The organism is Neobacillus sp. GCM10023253 (assembly GCF_042653105.1).
GTDB lineage: Bacteria > Bacillota > Bacilli > Bacillales > Cytobacillaceae > Neobacillus > Neobacillus citreus.
On sequence record NZ_JBHSHV010000024.1, the window covers coordinates 1 to 15,942 of the forward strand.

General features: G+C 42.9%; 15 protein-coding genes, 1 tRNA gene, 1 rRNA gene, 1 other RNA gene and 1 other annotated feature. Of the genes, 14 read left to right on the forward strand and 4 right to left on the reverse strand.

Annotated elements, in window-relative coordinates:
- Positions 1-159: 159 nt before the first annotated feature.
- Positions 160-1,107, reverse strand: coding sequence for a YaaC family protein (locus ACFPA1_RS22480; protein ID WP_213148392.1), 948 nt, complete (start codon positions 1,105-1,107; stop codon positions 160-162).
- A 106-nt stretch (positions 1,108-1,213) separates the two neighbouring features.
- Between ACFPA1_RS22480 and guaB the strand changes: the two genes are divergently transcribed.
- From guaB to ACFPA1_RS22510, 6 genes are all read left to right on the forward strand, one after another.
- The gene (gene guaB, locus ACFPA1_RS22485) at positions 1,214-2,677 is read left to right on the forward strand and encodes an IMP dehydrogenase (RefSeq protein WP_213148391.1); all 1,464 of its coding nucleotides are present in this window, start codon (positions 1,214-1,216) and stop codon (positions 2,675-2,677) included.
- Between the two features lie 251 nt (positions 2,678-2,928).
- Positions 2,929-4,254 carry a D-alanyl-D-alanine carboxypeptidase family protein gene (locus ACFPA1_RS22490; protein ID WP_213148394.1) on the forward strand — a complete coding sequence of 442 codons (1,326 nt, stop codon included), beginning with the start codon at positions 2,929-2,931 and terminating at the stop codon, positions 4,252-4,254.
- Between the two features lie 167 nt (positions 4,255-4,421).
- Positions 4,422-5,303, forward strand: a complete 882-nt coding sequence (gene pdxS / locus ACFPA1_RS22495; RefSeq protein WP_213148390.1) for a pyridoxal 5'-phosphate synthase lyase subunit PdxS — start codon at positions 4,422-4,424, stop codon at positions 5,301-5,303.
- Between the two features lies 1 nt (position 5,304).
- Positions 5,305-5,898, forward strand: a complete 594-nt coding sequence (gene pdxT, locus ACFPA1_RS22500) for a pyridoxal 5'-phosphate synthase glutaminase subunit PdxT (protein ID WP_213148389.1) — start codon at positions 5,305-5,307, stop codon at positions 5,896-5,898.
- Positions 5,899-5,954: 56 nt separating this feature from the next.
- Positions 5,955-6,177: a binding site (T-box leader), on the forward strand.
- A gap of 56 nt (positions 6,178-6,233) precedes the next feature.
- Positions 6,234-7,511, forward strand: coding sequence for a serine--tRNA ligase (serS, locus tag ACFPA1_RS22505; RefSeq protein ID WP_378585776.1), 1,278 nt, complete (start codon positions 6,234-6,236; stop codon positions 7,509-7,511).
- 100 nt (positions 7,512-7,611) lie between these two features.
- Positions 7,612-7,704, forward strand: a tRNA-Ser gene (locus ACFPA1_RS22510).
- Positions 7,705-7,803: 99 nt separating this feature from the next.
- On the opposite strand, the gene ACFPA1_RS22515 is transcribed toward ACFPA1_RS22510, so the two are convergent.
- The 3 genes from ACFPA1_RS22515 to ACFPA1_RS22525 form a co-directional block, all read right to left on the reverse strand.
- Complete coding sequence (locus ACFPA1_RS22515; RefSeq protein ID WP_213148387.1) at positions 7,804-8,505, reverse strand: deoxynucleoside kinase; 702 nt, start codon at positions 8,503-8,505, stop codon at positions 7,804-7,806.
- A gap of 10 nt (positions 8,506-8,515) precedes the next feature.
- Positions 8,516-9,163 carry a deoxynucleoside kinase gene (locus tag ACFPA1_RS22520; RefSeq protein WP_378585779.1) on the reverse strand — a complete coding sequence of 216 codons (648 nt, stop codon included), beginning with the start codon at positions 9,161-9,163 and terminating at the stop codon, positions 8,516-8,518.
- A 261-nt stretch (positions 9,164-9,424) separates the two neighbouring features.
- On the reverse strand, positions 9,425-10,729 hold the full coding sequence (locus tag ACFPA1_RS22525) for a glycosyl hydrolase family 18 protein (protein WP_378585782.1): 1,305 nt from the start codon (positions 10,727-10,729) through the stop codon (positions 9,425-9,427).
- A gap of 119 nt (positions 10,730-10,848) precedes the next feature.
- Here ACFPA1_RS22525 and tadA point away from each other — a divergent pair, with 119 nt between their 5' ends.
- The 8 genes from tadA to ACFPA1_RS22565 form a co-directional block, all read left to right on the forward strand.
- Positions 10,849-11,358, forward strand: a complete 510-nt coding sequence (gene tadA, locus ACFPA1_RS22530; RefSeq protein ID WP_378585784.1) for a tRNA adenosine(34) deaminase TadA — start codon at positions 10,849-10,851, stop codon at positions 11,356-11,358.
- A 91-nt stretch (positions 11,359-11,449) separates the two neighbouring features.
- Positions 11,450-11,714: signal recognition particle sRNA large type (gene ffs, locus ACFPA1_RS22535), an RNA gene on the forward strand.
- Between the two features lie 320 nt (positions 11,715-12,034).
- Complete coding sequence (gene dnaX / locus ACFPA1_RS22540; protein ID WP_378585787.1) at positions 12,035-13,723, forward strand: DNA polymerase III subunit gamma/tau; 1,689 nt, start codon at positions 12,035-12,037, stop codon at positions 13,721-13,723.
- A 75-nt stretch (positions 13,724-13,798) separates the two neighbouring features.
- Positions 13,799-14,116, forward strand: a complete 318-nt coding sequence (locus ACFPA1_RS22545; protein ID WP_213148382.1) for a YbaB/EbfC family nucleoid-associated protein — start codon at positions 13,799-13,801, stop codon at positions 14,114-14,116.
- A gap of 82 nt (positions 14,117-14,198) precedes the next feature.
- Positions 14,199-14,795, forward strand: a complete 597-nt coding sequence (gene recR / locus ACFPA1_RS22550) for a recombination mediator RecR (protein ID WP_213121203.1) — start codon at positions 14,199-14,201, stop codon at positions 14,793-14,795.
- A gap of 49 nt (positions 14,796-14,844) precedes the next feature.
- Entirely contained in the window at positions 14,845-15,063 is a 219-nt protein-coding gene (locus tag ACFPA1_RS22555) for a YaaL family protein (protein WP_213148393.1), read from the forward strand.
- A gap of 258 nt (positions 15,064-15,321) precedes the next feature.
- Complete coding sequence (locus ACFPA1_RS22560) at positions 15,322-15,585, forward strand: pro-sigmaK processing inhibitor BofA family protein (RefSeq protein ID WP_213148381.1); 264 nt, start codon at positions 15,322-15,324, stop codon at positions 15,583-15,585.
- 282 nt (positions 15,586-15,867) lie between these two features.
- Positions 15,868-15,942: ribosomal RNA gene (locus tag ACFPA1_RS22565) — 16S ribosomal RNA — on the forward strand; the annotation flags it as partial.

A 15,942-nucleotide genomic window follows, 5' to 3' on the forward strand; every position in this document is an offset into this window, starting at 1 on the left:
GAACACGGAAGTTAAGCTTCTCAGCGCCGATGGTAGTTGGGACGCAAGTCCCTGTGAGAGTAGGACGCTGCCGGGCAAACAAAGAGACAACCATTTTCAGGTTGTCTTTTTTTGTTGGTTATTTATGCTTGAATGATGCATGAGAACCGTCCCCGTGCCTCACTTTCCCATCAAGTAGTCATAGACTAGAAAAGGCCCCTTTTTTAGTGTGATGTGTAAAAAGGTTTCGATGAAGGGGTAGTCGTGGTTGGGCATCATTTTGGTTAGTTCGCTCCACCATTCTGTTTCATAACGGGCGATCATGCTTAAGTTGTATAACAATAAATAGTGAATCAGCAGTTCCGGGAAGTTGAAAAGCTTCCCTTTGTTTATTGGAAGTGTCCAGCACCCTTCTTCCATGTGGAATTTTAAAGGGGAAATGGCTGATACCGGATTGTTTTTCAAAATTAAATGGATTCCTTCATCAGCAGAGAATTCCACCCCATTAGCAAATTTCGAGGCAAGAAACTCTTTAAATCGACTCCCGGTCATATGATAGGTATCCAGTATTTTCTCGGGAATATGGAGCTGGCTGCCGTTGCTATGTAGTTTTTCAAAGCTGTTTTTCCTCATAAGTATGAAGAATAATTCATCGAGCTCAGGTATAAGCTGTAGTAATTCCTCCATTAGGACTTTTTCCCCTTCAAGCTGTTTCATGTGAAACAATTTTTCTGACATAAATGGAAAAAGTCCATTTTTTTGTAATTTCACTTCGTCTTGAAAAAATAAATAATTTTGCTTTTTTCTTTTTCTGGTGGAAACACCGTGTGCCAATACCGCTGTTGTTTCCGGATAAGATGGATCTACGGTTAAGATGCAGGCTTTTATTAAATGGACAAGGCCATAGAAAAGCAATATAGGTTTAATAACCAGCGGGGCTTTTTCTGCCTGTTCATAATAGATTTGCCCATGTTCGAGATAATATAAAAAGGCATATCCATTCTCATAGCTCTTTTGTTCAGGATTCTCAATATTCCCCTTTAGATAGCTATTTTTCAAATAGTGCTGACAGTATTCAGCTGAAAAAAAGCATGAGTAGCTTTTCCAGCCTTTAAATGGCGTATTCAAAGCAGATCACCTTTTTCAGAAAAATCTTACTAATATTTCTTCCTTGACAGTATTTTGTCCAATTGATAACCTACAAATAATATTTTTTGACCTGGAGGCTGTTAATATGTGGGAAAGTAAGTTCGCAAAAGAAGGATTAACGTTTGATGATGTATTATTGATTCCTGGCAAATCAGAGGTGCTGCCACGCGACGTGAGTTTGCAGGTGGAGTTAACTCCTGCGGTAAAGCTCAATATTCCAGTTATAAGTGCAGGTATGGACACAGTCACGGAATCCGAAATGGCAATTGCTATGGCCCGCCAAGGCGGCCTTGGAATTATTCATAAGAATATGACCATCGAACAGCAGGCTGAACAGGTTGAAAAGGTTAAGCGTTCAGAAAGCGGCGTTATCACTGATCCGTTTTTCCTGACTCCTGAACACCAAGTATTTGATGCAGAGCATCTAATGGGGAAATATCGTATTTCAGGTGTTCCAATCGTTAACAACATGGAGGAACAGCGTCTGGTTGGCATTATCACCAACAGGGACCTTCGTTTTATTCAGGATTACTCTTTCAAGATCTCTGATGTCATGACGAAGGAAAATCTAATTACTGCTTCAGTTGGGACAACCTTGAAGGAAGCTGAACAAATTCTTCAAAAGCATAAAATTGAAAAGCTGCCTCTTGTGGATGATCAGGGAGTGTTAAAAGGTTTAATCACAATTAAGGACATTGAAAAAGTGATTGAGTTCCCAAATTCCGCAAAGGACAGCCAAGGCCGTCTATTGGCAGGAGCTGCAGTTGGGGTGACAAGCGATACGATGAAACGGATCGACAAGCTGGTGAAGGCTAACGTTGATGTAATCGTAGTCGATACTGCACACGGGCATTCCAAGGGTGTGCTAGACACTGTAAGGCAAATTAGAGATGCCTACCCTAACCTTGCGATTATCGCCGGAAACGTAGCCACTGCAGAGGGAACCAGGGCCTTAATCGAAGCCGGAGTAGATGTCGTTAAGGTTGGAATTGGACCAGGTTCGATTTGTACGACACGCGTTGTAGCTGGTGTCGGAGTACCGCAAATAACAGCTGTTTATGACTGTGCTGGTGAAGCCATGAAACACGGGAAAACGATTATTGCGGACGGTGGTATTAAATACTCTGGTGATATCGTCAAAGCTTTGGCAGCAGGCGGACATGCCGTGATGCTGGGAAGCATGCTTGCAGGGGTAACAGAAAGCCCTGGAGAAACAGAAATTTTCCAAGGACGCCGCTTTAAGGTATACCGCGGCATGGGTTCAGTCGCAGCAATGGAAAAGGGTTCTAAAGACCGTTATTTCCAAGAGGACAATAAAAAGTTTGTCCCAGAAGGCATCGAAGGACGCCTTCCGTACAAAGGACCATTGGCAGATACCATTTATCAATTAGTCGGCGGCTTACGTGCAGGTATGGGCTACTGTGGTACGAAAAACCTAGAAGAATTACGAATGAACGCGCAATTCGTTAAAATGACCGGTGCCGGCTTACGAGAAAGCCATCCGCACGATGTTCAAATCACCAAAGAAGCACCAAACTACTCAATGTAAATAACAACGTAAGAGCAGATTTTTAGTCTGCTCTTATTTTTTTACTTAGTTGATTGGAGCGGAAAGCAACTACTACTACGTATGAAAAAAGCCCTATCTATTTCTAGCAGTCTATCAAAATTGGCAAAAGAATGCTTCGATGCTCTCTCTATGATTTATAAAGCAGTTATGTTAAAATAACCAAAGTGTAAAAAATCTTGGAGGGCGTTAATGTGAATAAACATGTTTTTAAAAAGTATCTTGCCAGTGCAATGGCCGTTATTTTGTTCTTCAGCCTTTTTGCCGGCATGGGCCAAGATAAAGCGGAAGCAGCCGCAGCGTTAAACATCAACGCGGACGGTGCCATATTAGTAGATGCTGAATCAGGCAAAGTGTTATACGAAAAAAATGCTGATACTGTCATGGGGATTGCCAGCATGACAAAAATGATGACTGAATATCTTTTACTAGATGCCATTAAACATGGAAAAGTGAAATGGGATCAGGAATATAACGTCAGTGATCTTGTTTATAAAATTTCCCAAGACCGCGCATTGTCGAATGTTCCATTGCGCCAGGACGGCACATATAAAATCCGCGAGTTGTATGAAGCGATGGTTATTTATTCTGCCAATGCAGCAACGATTGCTATTGCCGAAACAATTGCCGGGTCTGAAACCAATTTTGTGAAAATGATGAATGAAAAAGCCAAAAAGTTAGGCTTAAAGGATTATAAATTTGTAAACTCATCAGGTTTAAATAATGCCGAATATCGTGGCATGCATCCGGAAGGCACCGGTGAAACAGACGAAAACGTCATGTCTCCAAGAGCGGTAGCGAGTCTTGCCTTCCACCTAGTCAATGAATATCCCGAAGTGTTAAAGACGGCAAGCATACCGAAGAAAACATTTCGTGAAGGCACTTCTGACGCAATTAATATGATCAACTGGAACTGGATGCTTCCTTCTTTGGATTATGGATATAAAGGTGTCGACGGACTTAAGACGGGTACCACCGATTTTGCCGGCTACTGTTTTACCGGTACTGCCAGCCGTGATGGCAAACGGTTTATCACAGTTGTGCAAAATGCTAAAGATGCGAGCGGCAAAGGGGACTATAAGGCCCGCTTCGATGAGACTAAGAAAATGTTTGACTATGCATTTGCCAATACAACAAAAGAAACCATTGTACCAAAGCATTATCAGGTAAAGGGCCATAAAACGATACCTGTTATTAAGGGGAAGAATGACCAGGTAAAAGTTTATACAAAGTCAGCCATCAATATGGTCATTGAAAATGGCGAAAAGGAAAATTATAAACCGGTACTGGTATTAGATAAAAATAAAATTAACAAAAAAGGTGAACTAACAGCACCAATCAAAAAAGGTGATAAGGTCGGCTATTTAACAATAGAGCCTAAAAACAGCGATAAGGTCAACTTTTTAACTGAGGAAGGCAAAAGCAAATTACAAGTAGATGTCATTGCAGCCCAAGATGTTGAGAAAGCAAATTGGTTTGTCCTAATGATGCGGGGCATCGGAGGATTTTTCGGTGATGTCTGGGGAGGCATCTCCTCCAGTGTTAAAGGCTGGTTCTAATTAGCTCTAAAGAACCTATAAGTAAAATGTTGGAAAGGATTCTTGTCTTGACAGGAATCCTTTTTTGTTGCTTTAATGATTTTATGGAATAAATAATTCAATCGAATTAATAGGAATTTTCTAAATAATCAACGTTTTCGACGTGGAAAAACAAGGGGGATTTACAAATGAAAACAGGTACGGATCGGGTAAAACGTGGGATGGCAGAAATGCAAAAAGGCGGCGTCATCATGGACGTTGTTAATGCAGAACAGGCAAAAATTGCTGAGGAAGCAGGCGCAGTAGCGGTAATGGCGCTAGAGCGCGTACCTTCTGATATTCGTGCAGCTGGCGGCGTTGCTAGAATGGCAGATCCTCGAATTGTCGAAGAGGTTCTTAACGCTGTTTCAATCCCTGTTATGGCTAAGGCTCGTATCGGCCATATTGTGGAAGCACGTGTACTTGAAGCACTTGGTGTAGACTATATCGATGAAAGTGAAGTATTAACACCTGCTGATGAAGAGTTTCACTTATTAAAGAGTGACTTTACTGTTCCATTTGTATGCGGCTGCCGCGACTTGGGAGAGGCTGCCCGCCGTATTGGCGAAGGAGCATCTATGCTTCGTACAAAAGGCGAACCCGGAACTGGCAACATCGTAGAAGCTGTCCGCCATATCCGCAAGGTTAACGCACAGATTCGCAAGGTTGTAAGCATGAACGAAGATGAGCTTATGACAGAAGCAAAGCTATTAGGTGCACCATTTGAATTATTGCTTGAAATTAAGCGCAATGGCCGCCTTCCTGTTGTTAACTTTGCTGCTGGTGGTGTTGCAACACCTGCTGATGCAGCGTTAATGATGCAATTAGGTTCAGACGGTGTATTCGTTGGCTCTGGTATCTTTAAATCAGAAAACCCTGCGAAATTTGCAAGAGCGATTGTTGAAGCAACAACTCATTACCAAGACTATAAATTGATTGCTGAACTTTCAAAGGATCTTGGAACTCCAATGAAGGGTATCGAAATTTCTTCATTAGCCCCTGAAGCTCGCATGCAGGAGCGTGGGTGGTAAAATGATTAAAGTAGGCGTTCTCGCATTACAAGGAGCAGTTCGTGAGCATATTCAATCATTAGAAGCTTGTGGTGTCGAAGCCGTTGCCATTAAACACAAAGAAGAATTAAAGGACGTTGATGGCCTTATTCTCCCTGGTGGAGAAAGCACGACAATGCGCCGGCTGATCGATAAATATGATTTTATGGATTCCTTAAAGGAATTTGCCCTGGAAGGTAAACCAATGTTCGGTACCTGTGCAGGCCTTATTCTTTTGGCAAAAAACATCGTCGGATACAGTGAGCCTCACCTAGGTGTGATGGACGTTACGGTTGAACGCAACTCCTTTGGACGTCAGGTGGATAGCTTCGAGGCCGACCTTTCTGTGAAAGATGTCGCAGGTGACTTCCCTGCAGTCTTTATCAGGGCCCCGCATATCGTAGAGGCAGGCGAAAATGTCGAGATTCTTTCAAAGCATGATGGCCGCATTGTTTTAGCGCGTGAAGGGCAATTTTTAGGCTGTTCGTTTCATCCAGAACTAACAGATGACCATCGTCTTACAGCTTACTTTGTTGAGATGGTAAAAGAAGCAAAAAATCAAAAACAGCCTGTATAGATTGGTTGCTTTTGGCAAATAAATATAGTACTCTAAGTTATACAAATTAGAAATATGCAAAAGCAATGAGAGGAACTAGTAGCAAGAAGTTTATTCTAAAGAGAGCCGGTGGCTGGTGTGAACCGGTGAATAAGACTTGTGAATCCCTCCTCGAGTAGAGTGCGGAACACCTCATCACGAGGCTAGTAAGGACTCTCGGTGAAAAACCGTTACATTTTTAAGGTGGACAGATTCGTCTGTCAACCAGGGTGGTATCGCGGGTTAACTCTCGTCCCTGTTTTAGGGGCGGGAGTTTTTTGTTTGCCCTCGGATAAATAATAAAGGAGTGTTTAAGCATGTTGGATTTGAAGTATTTAAGAACCAATTTTGCCGAAGTTAAAGAAAAGCTGCAGCATCGCGGGGAAGATTTAACAGACTTAGGCCGATTTGAAGATTTAGACGTTAAACGACGCGAATTAATTGTCGAAGCGGAAAAACTGAAATCCAAGCGGAATGAAGTTTCTCAGCAAGTTGCTGTATTAAAACGCGAGAAGCAGGATGCCGATCACCTTATCAAGGAAATGCGTGAGGTTGGCGACCGCATCAAGGAACTCGACGATGAACTAAGAGGCGTTGAGGAAACATTAGAGCTATTATTGCTTAGCATTCCAAATATTCCCCATGAAACTGTGCCTATCGGCGAGACAGAAGACGATAACGTAGAAATCCGCAAATGGGGCCAGGTCCGCGAGTTCGGCTTTGAGGCGAAACCACATTGGGATGTAGCTGACCATTTGGGAATTCTTGATTTTGAACGAGCAGGAAAGGTGACCGGCAGCCGCTTTGTTTTTTATAAAGGTCTTGGTGCCCGCCTTGAGCGCGCGTTAATAAGCTTCATGCTTGACCTCCATGTCGATGAGCATGGTTACACAGAGATACTGCCTCCATATATGGTGAATCGTACCAGCATGACTGGAACAGGACAGCTGCCAAAGTTTGAAGAGGATGCCTTTTTAATTGAAAGTGAGGACTACTTCCTAATACCGACCGCAGAGGTGCCGGTCACTAATTATTATCGCGATGAAATTTTAAGCGGTGAAGAGCTGCCAATCCGCTTTGCAGCCTACAGCGCTTGCTTCCGATCTGAAGCTGGTTCTGCAGGGCGTGACACAAGGGGATTAATTCGCCAGCATCAATTCAATAAGGTTGAGCTTGTGAAGTTTGTAAAGCCTGAGGACTCTTATCAAGAGCTGGAGAAACTGACCGCTGATGCCGAAAAGGTTCTTCAATTACTGGAATTGCCATACCGTGTGTTAAGCATGTGTACGGGCGACCTTGGCTTTACAGCAGCAAAAAAGTACGACATTGAAGTGTGGATCCCGAGCTATGGAACTTACCGTGAAATTTCTTCTTGCAGTAATTTTGAGGCGTTCCAGGCAAGACGGGCTAACATCCGCTTCCGCCGCGACCCTAAGGCAAAACCGGAGCATGTGCATACACTTAATGGCTCTGGCCTCGCGATCGGCCGTACGGTTGCAGCTATTCTGGAAAACTACCAGCAGGATGACGGCAGTGTCGTAATTCCAGCTGTGCTGCGTCCATATATGGGTGGCCGCGACGTCATAAAGCCGTAATAAACAATGTATAACCAAGTTGAATAGCGACTTTTTTTAATGGCATATTAATAATGTTGACACAGGGTTAAATATATGATAAATTAACTTCTGTTGTCACGGAGGAATACCCAAGTCCGGCTGAAGGGATCGGTCTTGAAAACCGACAGGCGGGTTAAACCGCGCGGGGGTTCGAATCCCTCTTCCTCCGCCATCACAAGTAAAAACGCGCATAAAAACTGGAGATAAAAATTCGTTACAATCCTTTGTAACGGATTTTTTATTTTTTAAAGAAAAAAGCACATATCAGGGATTACCCAATATGTGCTTTTGTTATATATAAAATTTCCTTAAGCTTGTCTTCTACTTCTTGGCATACTCGTTTGGCGTCTGCTTCACTATTCACCACATCGGTTGTGTCCATATCAATGACCAAAACCTCACTGGCATTATAGCGCTCCATGACCCATTCATCATAGCCCTTCCAAACCTCGAAATAATATTCCTTCAGTTCCGGGTTAATTTCAAAGCTGCGGCCGCGGGCCATAATCCGATCAATCACCGTATCAAACGATCCTTTTAAATAAACCATCAAATCAGGAGCTTTTTTGGGAAGTTCTTTTAACTCCTCCAGCATATTGTCGACTAACTCTTCATAGATTTTAAATTCGAGGCTGGAAATCCTGCCTAAATTTTTATTGACATAGGCAAAGTACCAATCTTCATAAATAGAACGGTCCTGAATGGTATAAATCGGGTTTGTCCAATTGATGCAATCCTTGACTGTTTTAAACCGTTTATTTAAGAAAAATAATTGCAATAGGAAGGGAATTCTTCTTGCATCCAATTCTTCCTGTGTTAATTCATAGTAAAGCGGGAGAATCGGGTTGTCATCCACCGCTTCATAAAAAACTTTGCTGTCAATGCCATTATTCTGAAAGTGTGCTTTTAAAGTGTCAGCCACACTCGTTTTGCCAAGACCGATCATGCCTCCAATAACGATGCTCACGAACATCCCCCTGTTTCTATATAGTGTTTGTCCAGCTGTTTGCTTTCAATGATACTCCAAGCTTTTCAATGATATAGTCTAGATCCTGCTCGTTTTTCACAAAATCCAGCTCATCACCACTGAAACGGAGAACCGGTATTTCCGGATGCTCCTTTTCAAAAATAGCCATTGTGTTTTCATAATCTATGGAAAGCTGCTCTAAATAAAGCGGGCTGATGTTTTTCTCGACCTCGCGCCCACGGATTTTTATTCGCTTTAATAAGGTGTCGAGACTTGCGTGCAGATATATGATGACATTCGGTTTTGGCATATCCTCTGTCAAAATTTGATAAATCTTATAATATTTTTTGTATTCGTCAGGACTCAATGTCCGAGTAGCAAAAATTAAATTTTTAAATATATGATAGTCAGCCACTACAGATTTATTTTTGCTTAAATAATGGGAATTAATATCTCCAAGCTGTTTAAAGCGATTGCAGAGGAAAAACATTTCTGTCTGGAAACTCCATTCCTCTATGTTTTCATAAAATTTCCCTAAGAATGGATTTTCATCGACAATCTCTTTTAATAATTCAAACTCAAAATGCCGAGAGATGGCTTTGGCGAGAGATGTCTTTCCAACACCTATCGGTCCCTCAACGGTAATAAAGGGTGTACCCCCCATTTGGCTGCTCCTCCTTCTCCAATTGCCTGCAGGTTCTATCTTTTTCCAGATTGGTCTGGTTCATATATATATGCAATTTTTAATAATTGTCCTGCAAAGTCGCCAAAAAGCGACAAGCACCTTGTCACTTATTCGAGCAATTATGCTTTAATTCGACACAAACATCATTTTATCACAATCGGTACAGGAAGGGATATGGAATTTTTGAGGAAGCTTTTACATGTTTATAAGAAAGAAAAAACCGCCGGAGACCAGCAGTTATCAGGTGGAGAATACTCGTGTTCCTCTTTTTGTTACGTTGAAATTATCAACGATTAACAGCCAGTTTTGTGGGAAGGCGAGGCCTAGTTTCCAATAGCTCATTCCTCTTATATTCATCTGTTTGATCAAATCAAATTTTGCCTGGATGGAGCGGGCGTCTTCAAACCAGACTTCATGCTCTTTGCCGGCCGCATCCCTATATCTAAAATGCGGTGCTTGCGCTTTTGTATCGTATTCAATCGGGACATTGTGTTGGGCAGCAAGCTGGATGGCTTGCTGCGGGCTGACAGCCTTTGCCACGGTACCTTGAACGAAAGGCAGGGTCCAATCATAACCATAGAGATTTTGCCCCATGAGGATTTTGTTAGATGGTATATCTGTCACCGCATAATCCAACACTTTTTTTACCTGGTCAATTGGCGAGACTGCCATGGCCGGACCGCCGCTGTATCCCCATTCATAGGTCATGATGACAACAAAGTCGGATATTTGACCGTGGGCCTTATAATCATGTCCTTCATACCATTTTCCTTGCTGGGTTGCACTTGTTTTTGGCGCAAGGGCAGTGGACATGAGCCATCCTTCACGTGAAAAGCGCTGCTTTGCCTTTCTTAAAAAGCGGTTATAAGCCTCGCGGTCAGCAGGGCGCAAGAATTCAAAATCAAAATGGATATCACGGAAGCCGTATTTTTTTGCGGTGGCGACAATGTTATTGATAAATCTATCTTGAATTGCGATGTCATTAAGAAGAATCCGCCCTAGCTCATCGCTGAACTGGTCATTTTCCTGGTTATTGATGACCATCATTAAGACATTGCGGTTGGCGTTTGCAATCGCCGGAAAGTTATTTAAGAGCGGCTCCTTTAGCGTGCCGTCACGCCGGGCCTGAAAGCTGAATGGGGCTAAATAGGTAATATAGGGCGCTGCCTCGCGGGCACTTGCTTCCAAATTAGGGGCAACAGATGTCCCGCGTGGTTCCACGTAAGCATTGAATTCGGCATTTCTTTTTTTTCCCTGAGGAATATAAAGCCTTAGACCGACATTGAGCGGCTGGTTAACGGGAATGCGGTTCACATTGGCAAGTTCCTGGGCGGTAGTGCCGTAATCACGGGCTATTGTAAATAATGATTCACCCGACTGAACGAAATGAAAACGGCCGATAATCGGAATGACAAGTGATTGTCCGATAACCAGCTGATTAGGATTTGGCAACTCATTTGCCTCTATAATATCCTGGGTGGTTGTATGGTAAGCTCTTGCAATGGTTGTCAGCGATTCATTTCTTTTAACCACATGAATCTGCATCTCAATCCCTCCCTGCACATTTGCGCTACAACTATTCTATGAGGGCGGGACTTAATACATGTTATAATGTTAATAATTTTCCTATAAACGGAATTAGTTTTAGAAGGCGGTTTATTAAGATGACTAACCAAGATGAGAAATTTATGCTGGAAGCCATAGCAGAAGCAAGGAAGGCAAAGGAGCTGGATGAGGTGCCGATTGGGGCTGTTCTTGTCCATGATGGTAAAATTATTGCCCGGGCCCACAATCTAAGAGAAAGCGAGCAGAATGCGACGTCCCACGCCGAGCTGCTGGCCATTGACCAGGCCTGCCGGGAAACAGGCTCATGGCGGTTAGAGGATACTACTCTCTATGTCACATTGGAGCCTTGCCCGATGTGTTCAGGGGCGATTATCTTATCAAGGGTCAAACGCGTGGTATACGGGGCGAGCGATCCAAAGGGCGGGTGTGCCGGAACGCTAATGAATCTTTTACAGGATTCACGCTTTAACCACCAATGCGAGGTTGTTAAAGGCGTCTTAGCAGAAGAGTGCGGCAGCATGCTTTCATCTTTTTTTCAAAAAATAAGAGATCGCAAGAAGCAGGAGAAAAAGCTGAAGCGGCACGCATCAGAAACAAACTTACAGTAATTTACAGTTAATATCGATTGCTTTTTTGCTAGATTGTTTGTATACTAAAAAGGCGTCAGATACGACGCACTAATAATTGGTATCAACTTTGCCGCGCTAGGTGGGGAGGTAGCGGTGCCCTGTACCCGCAATCCGCTCTAGCGGGACGGAATCCCTTCCCGAGGCTGATGGCCTGTAGGGTCTGCCTTAAGTAAGTGGTGTTGACGCCTGGGTCCTGCGCAATGGGAATCCATGAACTATGTCAGGTCCGGAAGGAAGCAGCATTAAGTGGACGCTCTCATGTGCCGCAGGGGTGCCTGGGCCGAGCTAACTGCTTAAGTAACGCTTATGGGCGTCAGTCGACGGAAGGTGCGCGGCAGTTATTACATAATACAAAAGCGGAAGCGTCCGTTTAGCGGCGTATGGACTGGAGCGCTTCGACTGAGATAAAGGAAACACGAAGAGCGATAGCGATTCGATGTTGACTTATCGTAGGGAGAAGAGCGAAGTACACTAGACGCTGGACGCTGGAGCTAGACGGTAGTCATGTTAATAACATGGAACTATCTATTACCGCAAACCAAACTCATCTCAGATTCTGGGATGAGTTTTTTTGTGAACTCTTAGGATTACTTTTGTAAAAAGGAATTTGAATACGTTATAATATATTAGACTAATTTGAAGGGGGCGATGTCGAGTGTCATATCAAGCTTTATATCGGGTTTGGCGTCCGCAGAAATTTTTTGACGTAGTGGGACAGGAACATGTCACGCAGACATTGCAAAACGCCCTGCTTCAGCAAAAAATCTCTCATGCATACCTATTTTCCGGTCCAAGAGGAACAGGAAAGACGAGTGCGGCTAAAATATTAGCAAAGGCGATTAATTGTGAGCATGCTCCTGTTGCTGAACCGTGCAATGAATGTGCGGCCTGCCTCGGGATCACGAATGGAACGATTCCGGATGTCCTGGAGTTTGACGCTGCCTCTAACTCGCGGGTGGAGGAGATGCGTGATGTTCTTGATAAGGTCAAATTTGCCCCCACGGCAGTAAACTATAAGGTCTATATCATCGACGAAGTGCATATGCTCTCCATTAGCGCTTTTAACGCTTTACTTAAAACGCTGGAGGAACCGCCGAAGCATGTCATCTTTATTTTAGCCACGACAGAACCGCATAAAATCCCACTGACCATTATTTCAAGATGCCAGCGTTTTGATTTCAGACGGATTACCGCAGGGTCTATTGTTAATCGGATGAAGCTGATTGTCGAGGAAACCGGCATTGACTGCGATGAGCGGGCCTTGCAAATGATAGCCAGAGCAGCTGAAGGTGGAATGCGTGACGCATTAAGTCTGTTGGATCAAGCTATATCCTACAGTCAGGACCGGGTGACAGTTGAAGATGCGTTGACCGTCACAGGCTCTGCATCACAGGCATTTTTAAATAAAACGGCCAAGGCGTTTCAGGATAAAGATGTGGCAAGCGGTCTGGAGGCGCTCGAGGAACTTTTATTTCATGGAAAGGACCCAGCACGCTTTATCGAAGATTTGATCTTGTTTTACAGGGATATGCTGCTATACAAAACAGCACCAAATCTTGAGGAATCTCTCGAGCGGGTGATGCTGGATGATGAGTTTCGCCTGATGGCAGACGAAACGCCAACAGAGCAAATTTATCAGCTGATTGATTTCTTAAATAAGACTCAGCAAGAAATGCGCTGGACCAATCACCCGAGGATTTTCCTGGAGGTAGCCATTGTTAAGCTTTGCCAAATGGAAACTAGTCAAAGAGAGACCTCGAGTTCAGGGGAATTGCAGCAGCTACTGACGAGGATTGAGCAGCTTGAGTCGGAACTTCATCACTTAAAAGCTAACGGCGTAGCCGCAGCACCTCAAGATGCCACGCCACAGCCACAAAAACAGGTACAAAGAACCTCAAGAAATGCCTTCCAGCCGGCTGTTGGTAAAATAAATGAAGTGCTAAAGCAAGCCACAAAAAATGACTTGAATCTGATCAAGGGTAATTGGGGCGAAATGCGATCGAGTCTCATGAAATCACATGCTGCCTTATTAAATGAAGCAGAGCCGGTTGCAGCATCTGCAACAGCCTTTGTTTTAAAATTCAAGCATGAAATGATTTGTCAAATGGCGATGAGCCGAGGCGATTTCCTGGAAGCAGTAAGCACTATCTTGAACAAATTAACTGGCAAAAGGTTCACACTTTTAGGAGTTCCTGAAGAGCAGTGGTTAACCATTCGTGAAAATTTCTTAAGCACCCAGCATGGGGAAGAAGGGGAAATCAGCGGGCCTGCCCATGAAGAGGAGCCACATATCGCTGAAGCCAAAAAGCTATTTGGCGAAGAATTTATTGAAATAATTGATTAAAAGTTAGGCGGAAACGCCAAAAACAGCTATCAATGTGATTATATAATCTAAATTTAATTGGAGGTTGATTTATCGATGCGTGGTGGAATGGGGAATATGCAAAATATGATGAAGCAAGTGCAAAAAATGCAGAAGAAAATGGCAGAGGCACAAGAACAATTAGGTGAGGAAAAAATTGAAGGAACTGCCGGCGGCGGAATGGTAACCGTCGTGGTAACAGGCCATAAAGAGGTTGTAGATGTTCAAATAAAACCTGAAGCAGTCGATCCAGATGATGTGGAAATGCTTCAAGACCTTGTTCTTGCAGCCGTAAACGATGCACTTAAAAAAGCTGATGAGCTTTCCAATAATACTATGGGACAATTTACAAAAGGATTAAACCTGCCATTTTAAAAACAATAAGCGTTAAGCGCCTTAAGCAGCCACATGCTGCTAAGGGCGCTTTTAGCTTTTTCTAAAGAGAGGAACATAAATTATGCATTATCCAGAACCGATTTCGAAGCTGATTGATAGCTTTATGAAGCTTCCTGGCATTGGGCCAAAAACAGCCGCACGGTTGGCTTTTTTTGTCTTAAGTATGAAAGAGGATACCGTCTTGGATTTTGCAAAAGCATTAGTGAATGCCAAGCGGAATTTAACATACTGCTCTGTCTGCGGTCACATTACCGATCAAGATCCATGTTACATATGTGAAGATCAGCGCCGGAATAAGGGCATAATATGTGTAGTGCAGGATCCAAAAGATGTAATTGCGATGGAGAAAATGAAGGATTACAACGGATTGTATCATGTTTTGCACGGGGCTATTTCACCTATGGATGGCATCGGCCCGGAGGATATTAATATTCCCGGACTGCTAAAGCGGCTTCAGGACGAAACTATTCAGGAAGTCATTTTAGCTACCAATCCCAATATTGAAGGGGAAGCAACAGCTATGTATATCTCACGGTTGCTGAAGCCGTCGGGTATTAAAACAACAAGGATTGCCCATGGACTTCCGGTAGGCGGGGACCTTGAGTATGCAGATGAGGTTACCTTATCAAAAGCATTAGAAGGGCGAAGAGAATTGTAAAATTAAAATTAAAATTAAATTTAAATGCTTTAATGCCGGGGGGATGGCGATGTTTTTTCGGCGCAAAGGAAAGCTTCGGAAGGAATATAATGAAAAGCTTTTAATCCAGTTAAATAAATATAAAGATTATTGGCAGCAGGAAAAACTCCTTTTGGAAAGAAGTCTTGATCCCTCTGAAGAGGTCATTTGCCAATCAAAAGTCGCAGAAGCAAAATATATTCTTCTATTAAGAGAAGCTAAATACAGAAATGTGACATTGACAAAATAATTATTTTTTAAAGCTCAAGCAATTGGTTGCTTGAGCTTTTTTCCCGCATTAACGGGCAGTAAGGTCTAATTTGATCCTTAAAGCATTGGTATGTACAGATTTGGTGAGTGGACAAACTGCCCGTAAATGCCCGATTCGTTCAACTAACAAACAGTAGAGGAAAGGCGCCTCTACTGTTTGAAGTTTCACTTTAATGTTCTATTTTTAGGGGCTTGTACATAGGTTTTTAATAAAGAGACCATTGGAGGGTGACGCTTTTTGGAACCAATGTTTGTGATTGCCGTTTTAGGGGGACTAATTGTATTATTGTTATTTACCGGAGCGCCATTTAAGCCTGCCCGATTTGTCGGCCAAGCTGTTATAAAAATATTGATAGGAGCATTATTTTTGTTTTTCCTCAATACAGCAGGAAATCAGTTCGGGATTCATGTTCCGATAAATTTTGCCACGTCTGCTGTATCAGGGTTTTTGGGAATTCCGGGCCTATGTGCGTTAGTGGCGATTCAGCAATGGGTTCTTTGAGACAGAACCGCTCTTTAGCAGCGGTTTATTTTTTTTGAAAAAAGTATTGACCAACATAAAATTATCCTGTAATATATTAAAAGTCGCCGCTAACACGGCAGACAAGAAATGAAAAAAGTTGTTGACTTCAACAACAAGAAATGATATATTTAAAAAGTCGTTTTAAAGCGACGGAGAATTTGACCTTTGAAAACTAAACAAACAAAAACGTCAACAAAAAATAATTATTCATTTCTTTTGAAATGAAGCCAACGTAACATTTTTGAGCTAATCGACTCAACTTTATTGGAGAGTTTGATCCTGGCTCAGGACGAACGCTGGCGGCGTGCCTAATACATGCAAGTCGAGCGAATCACT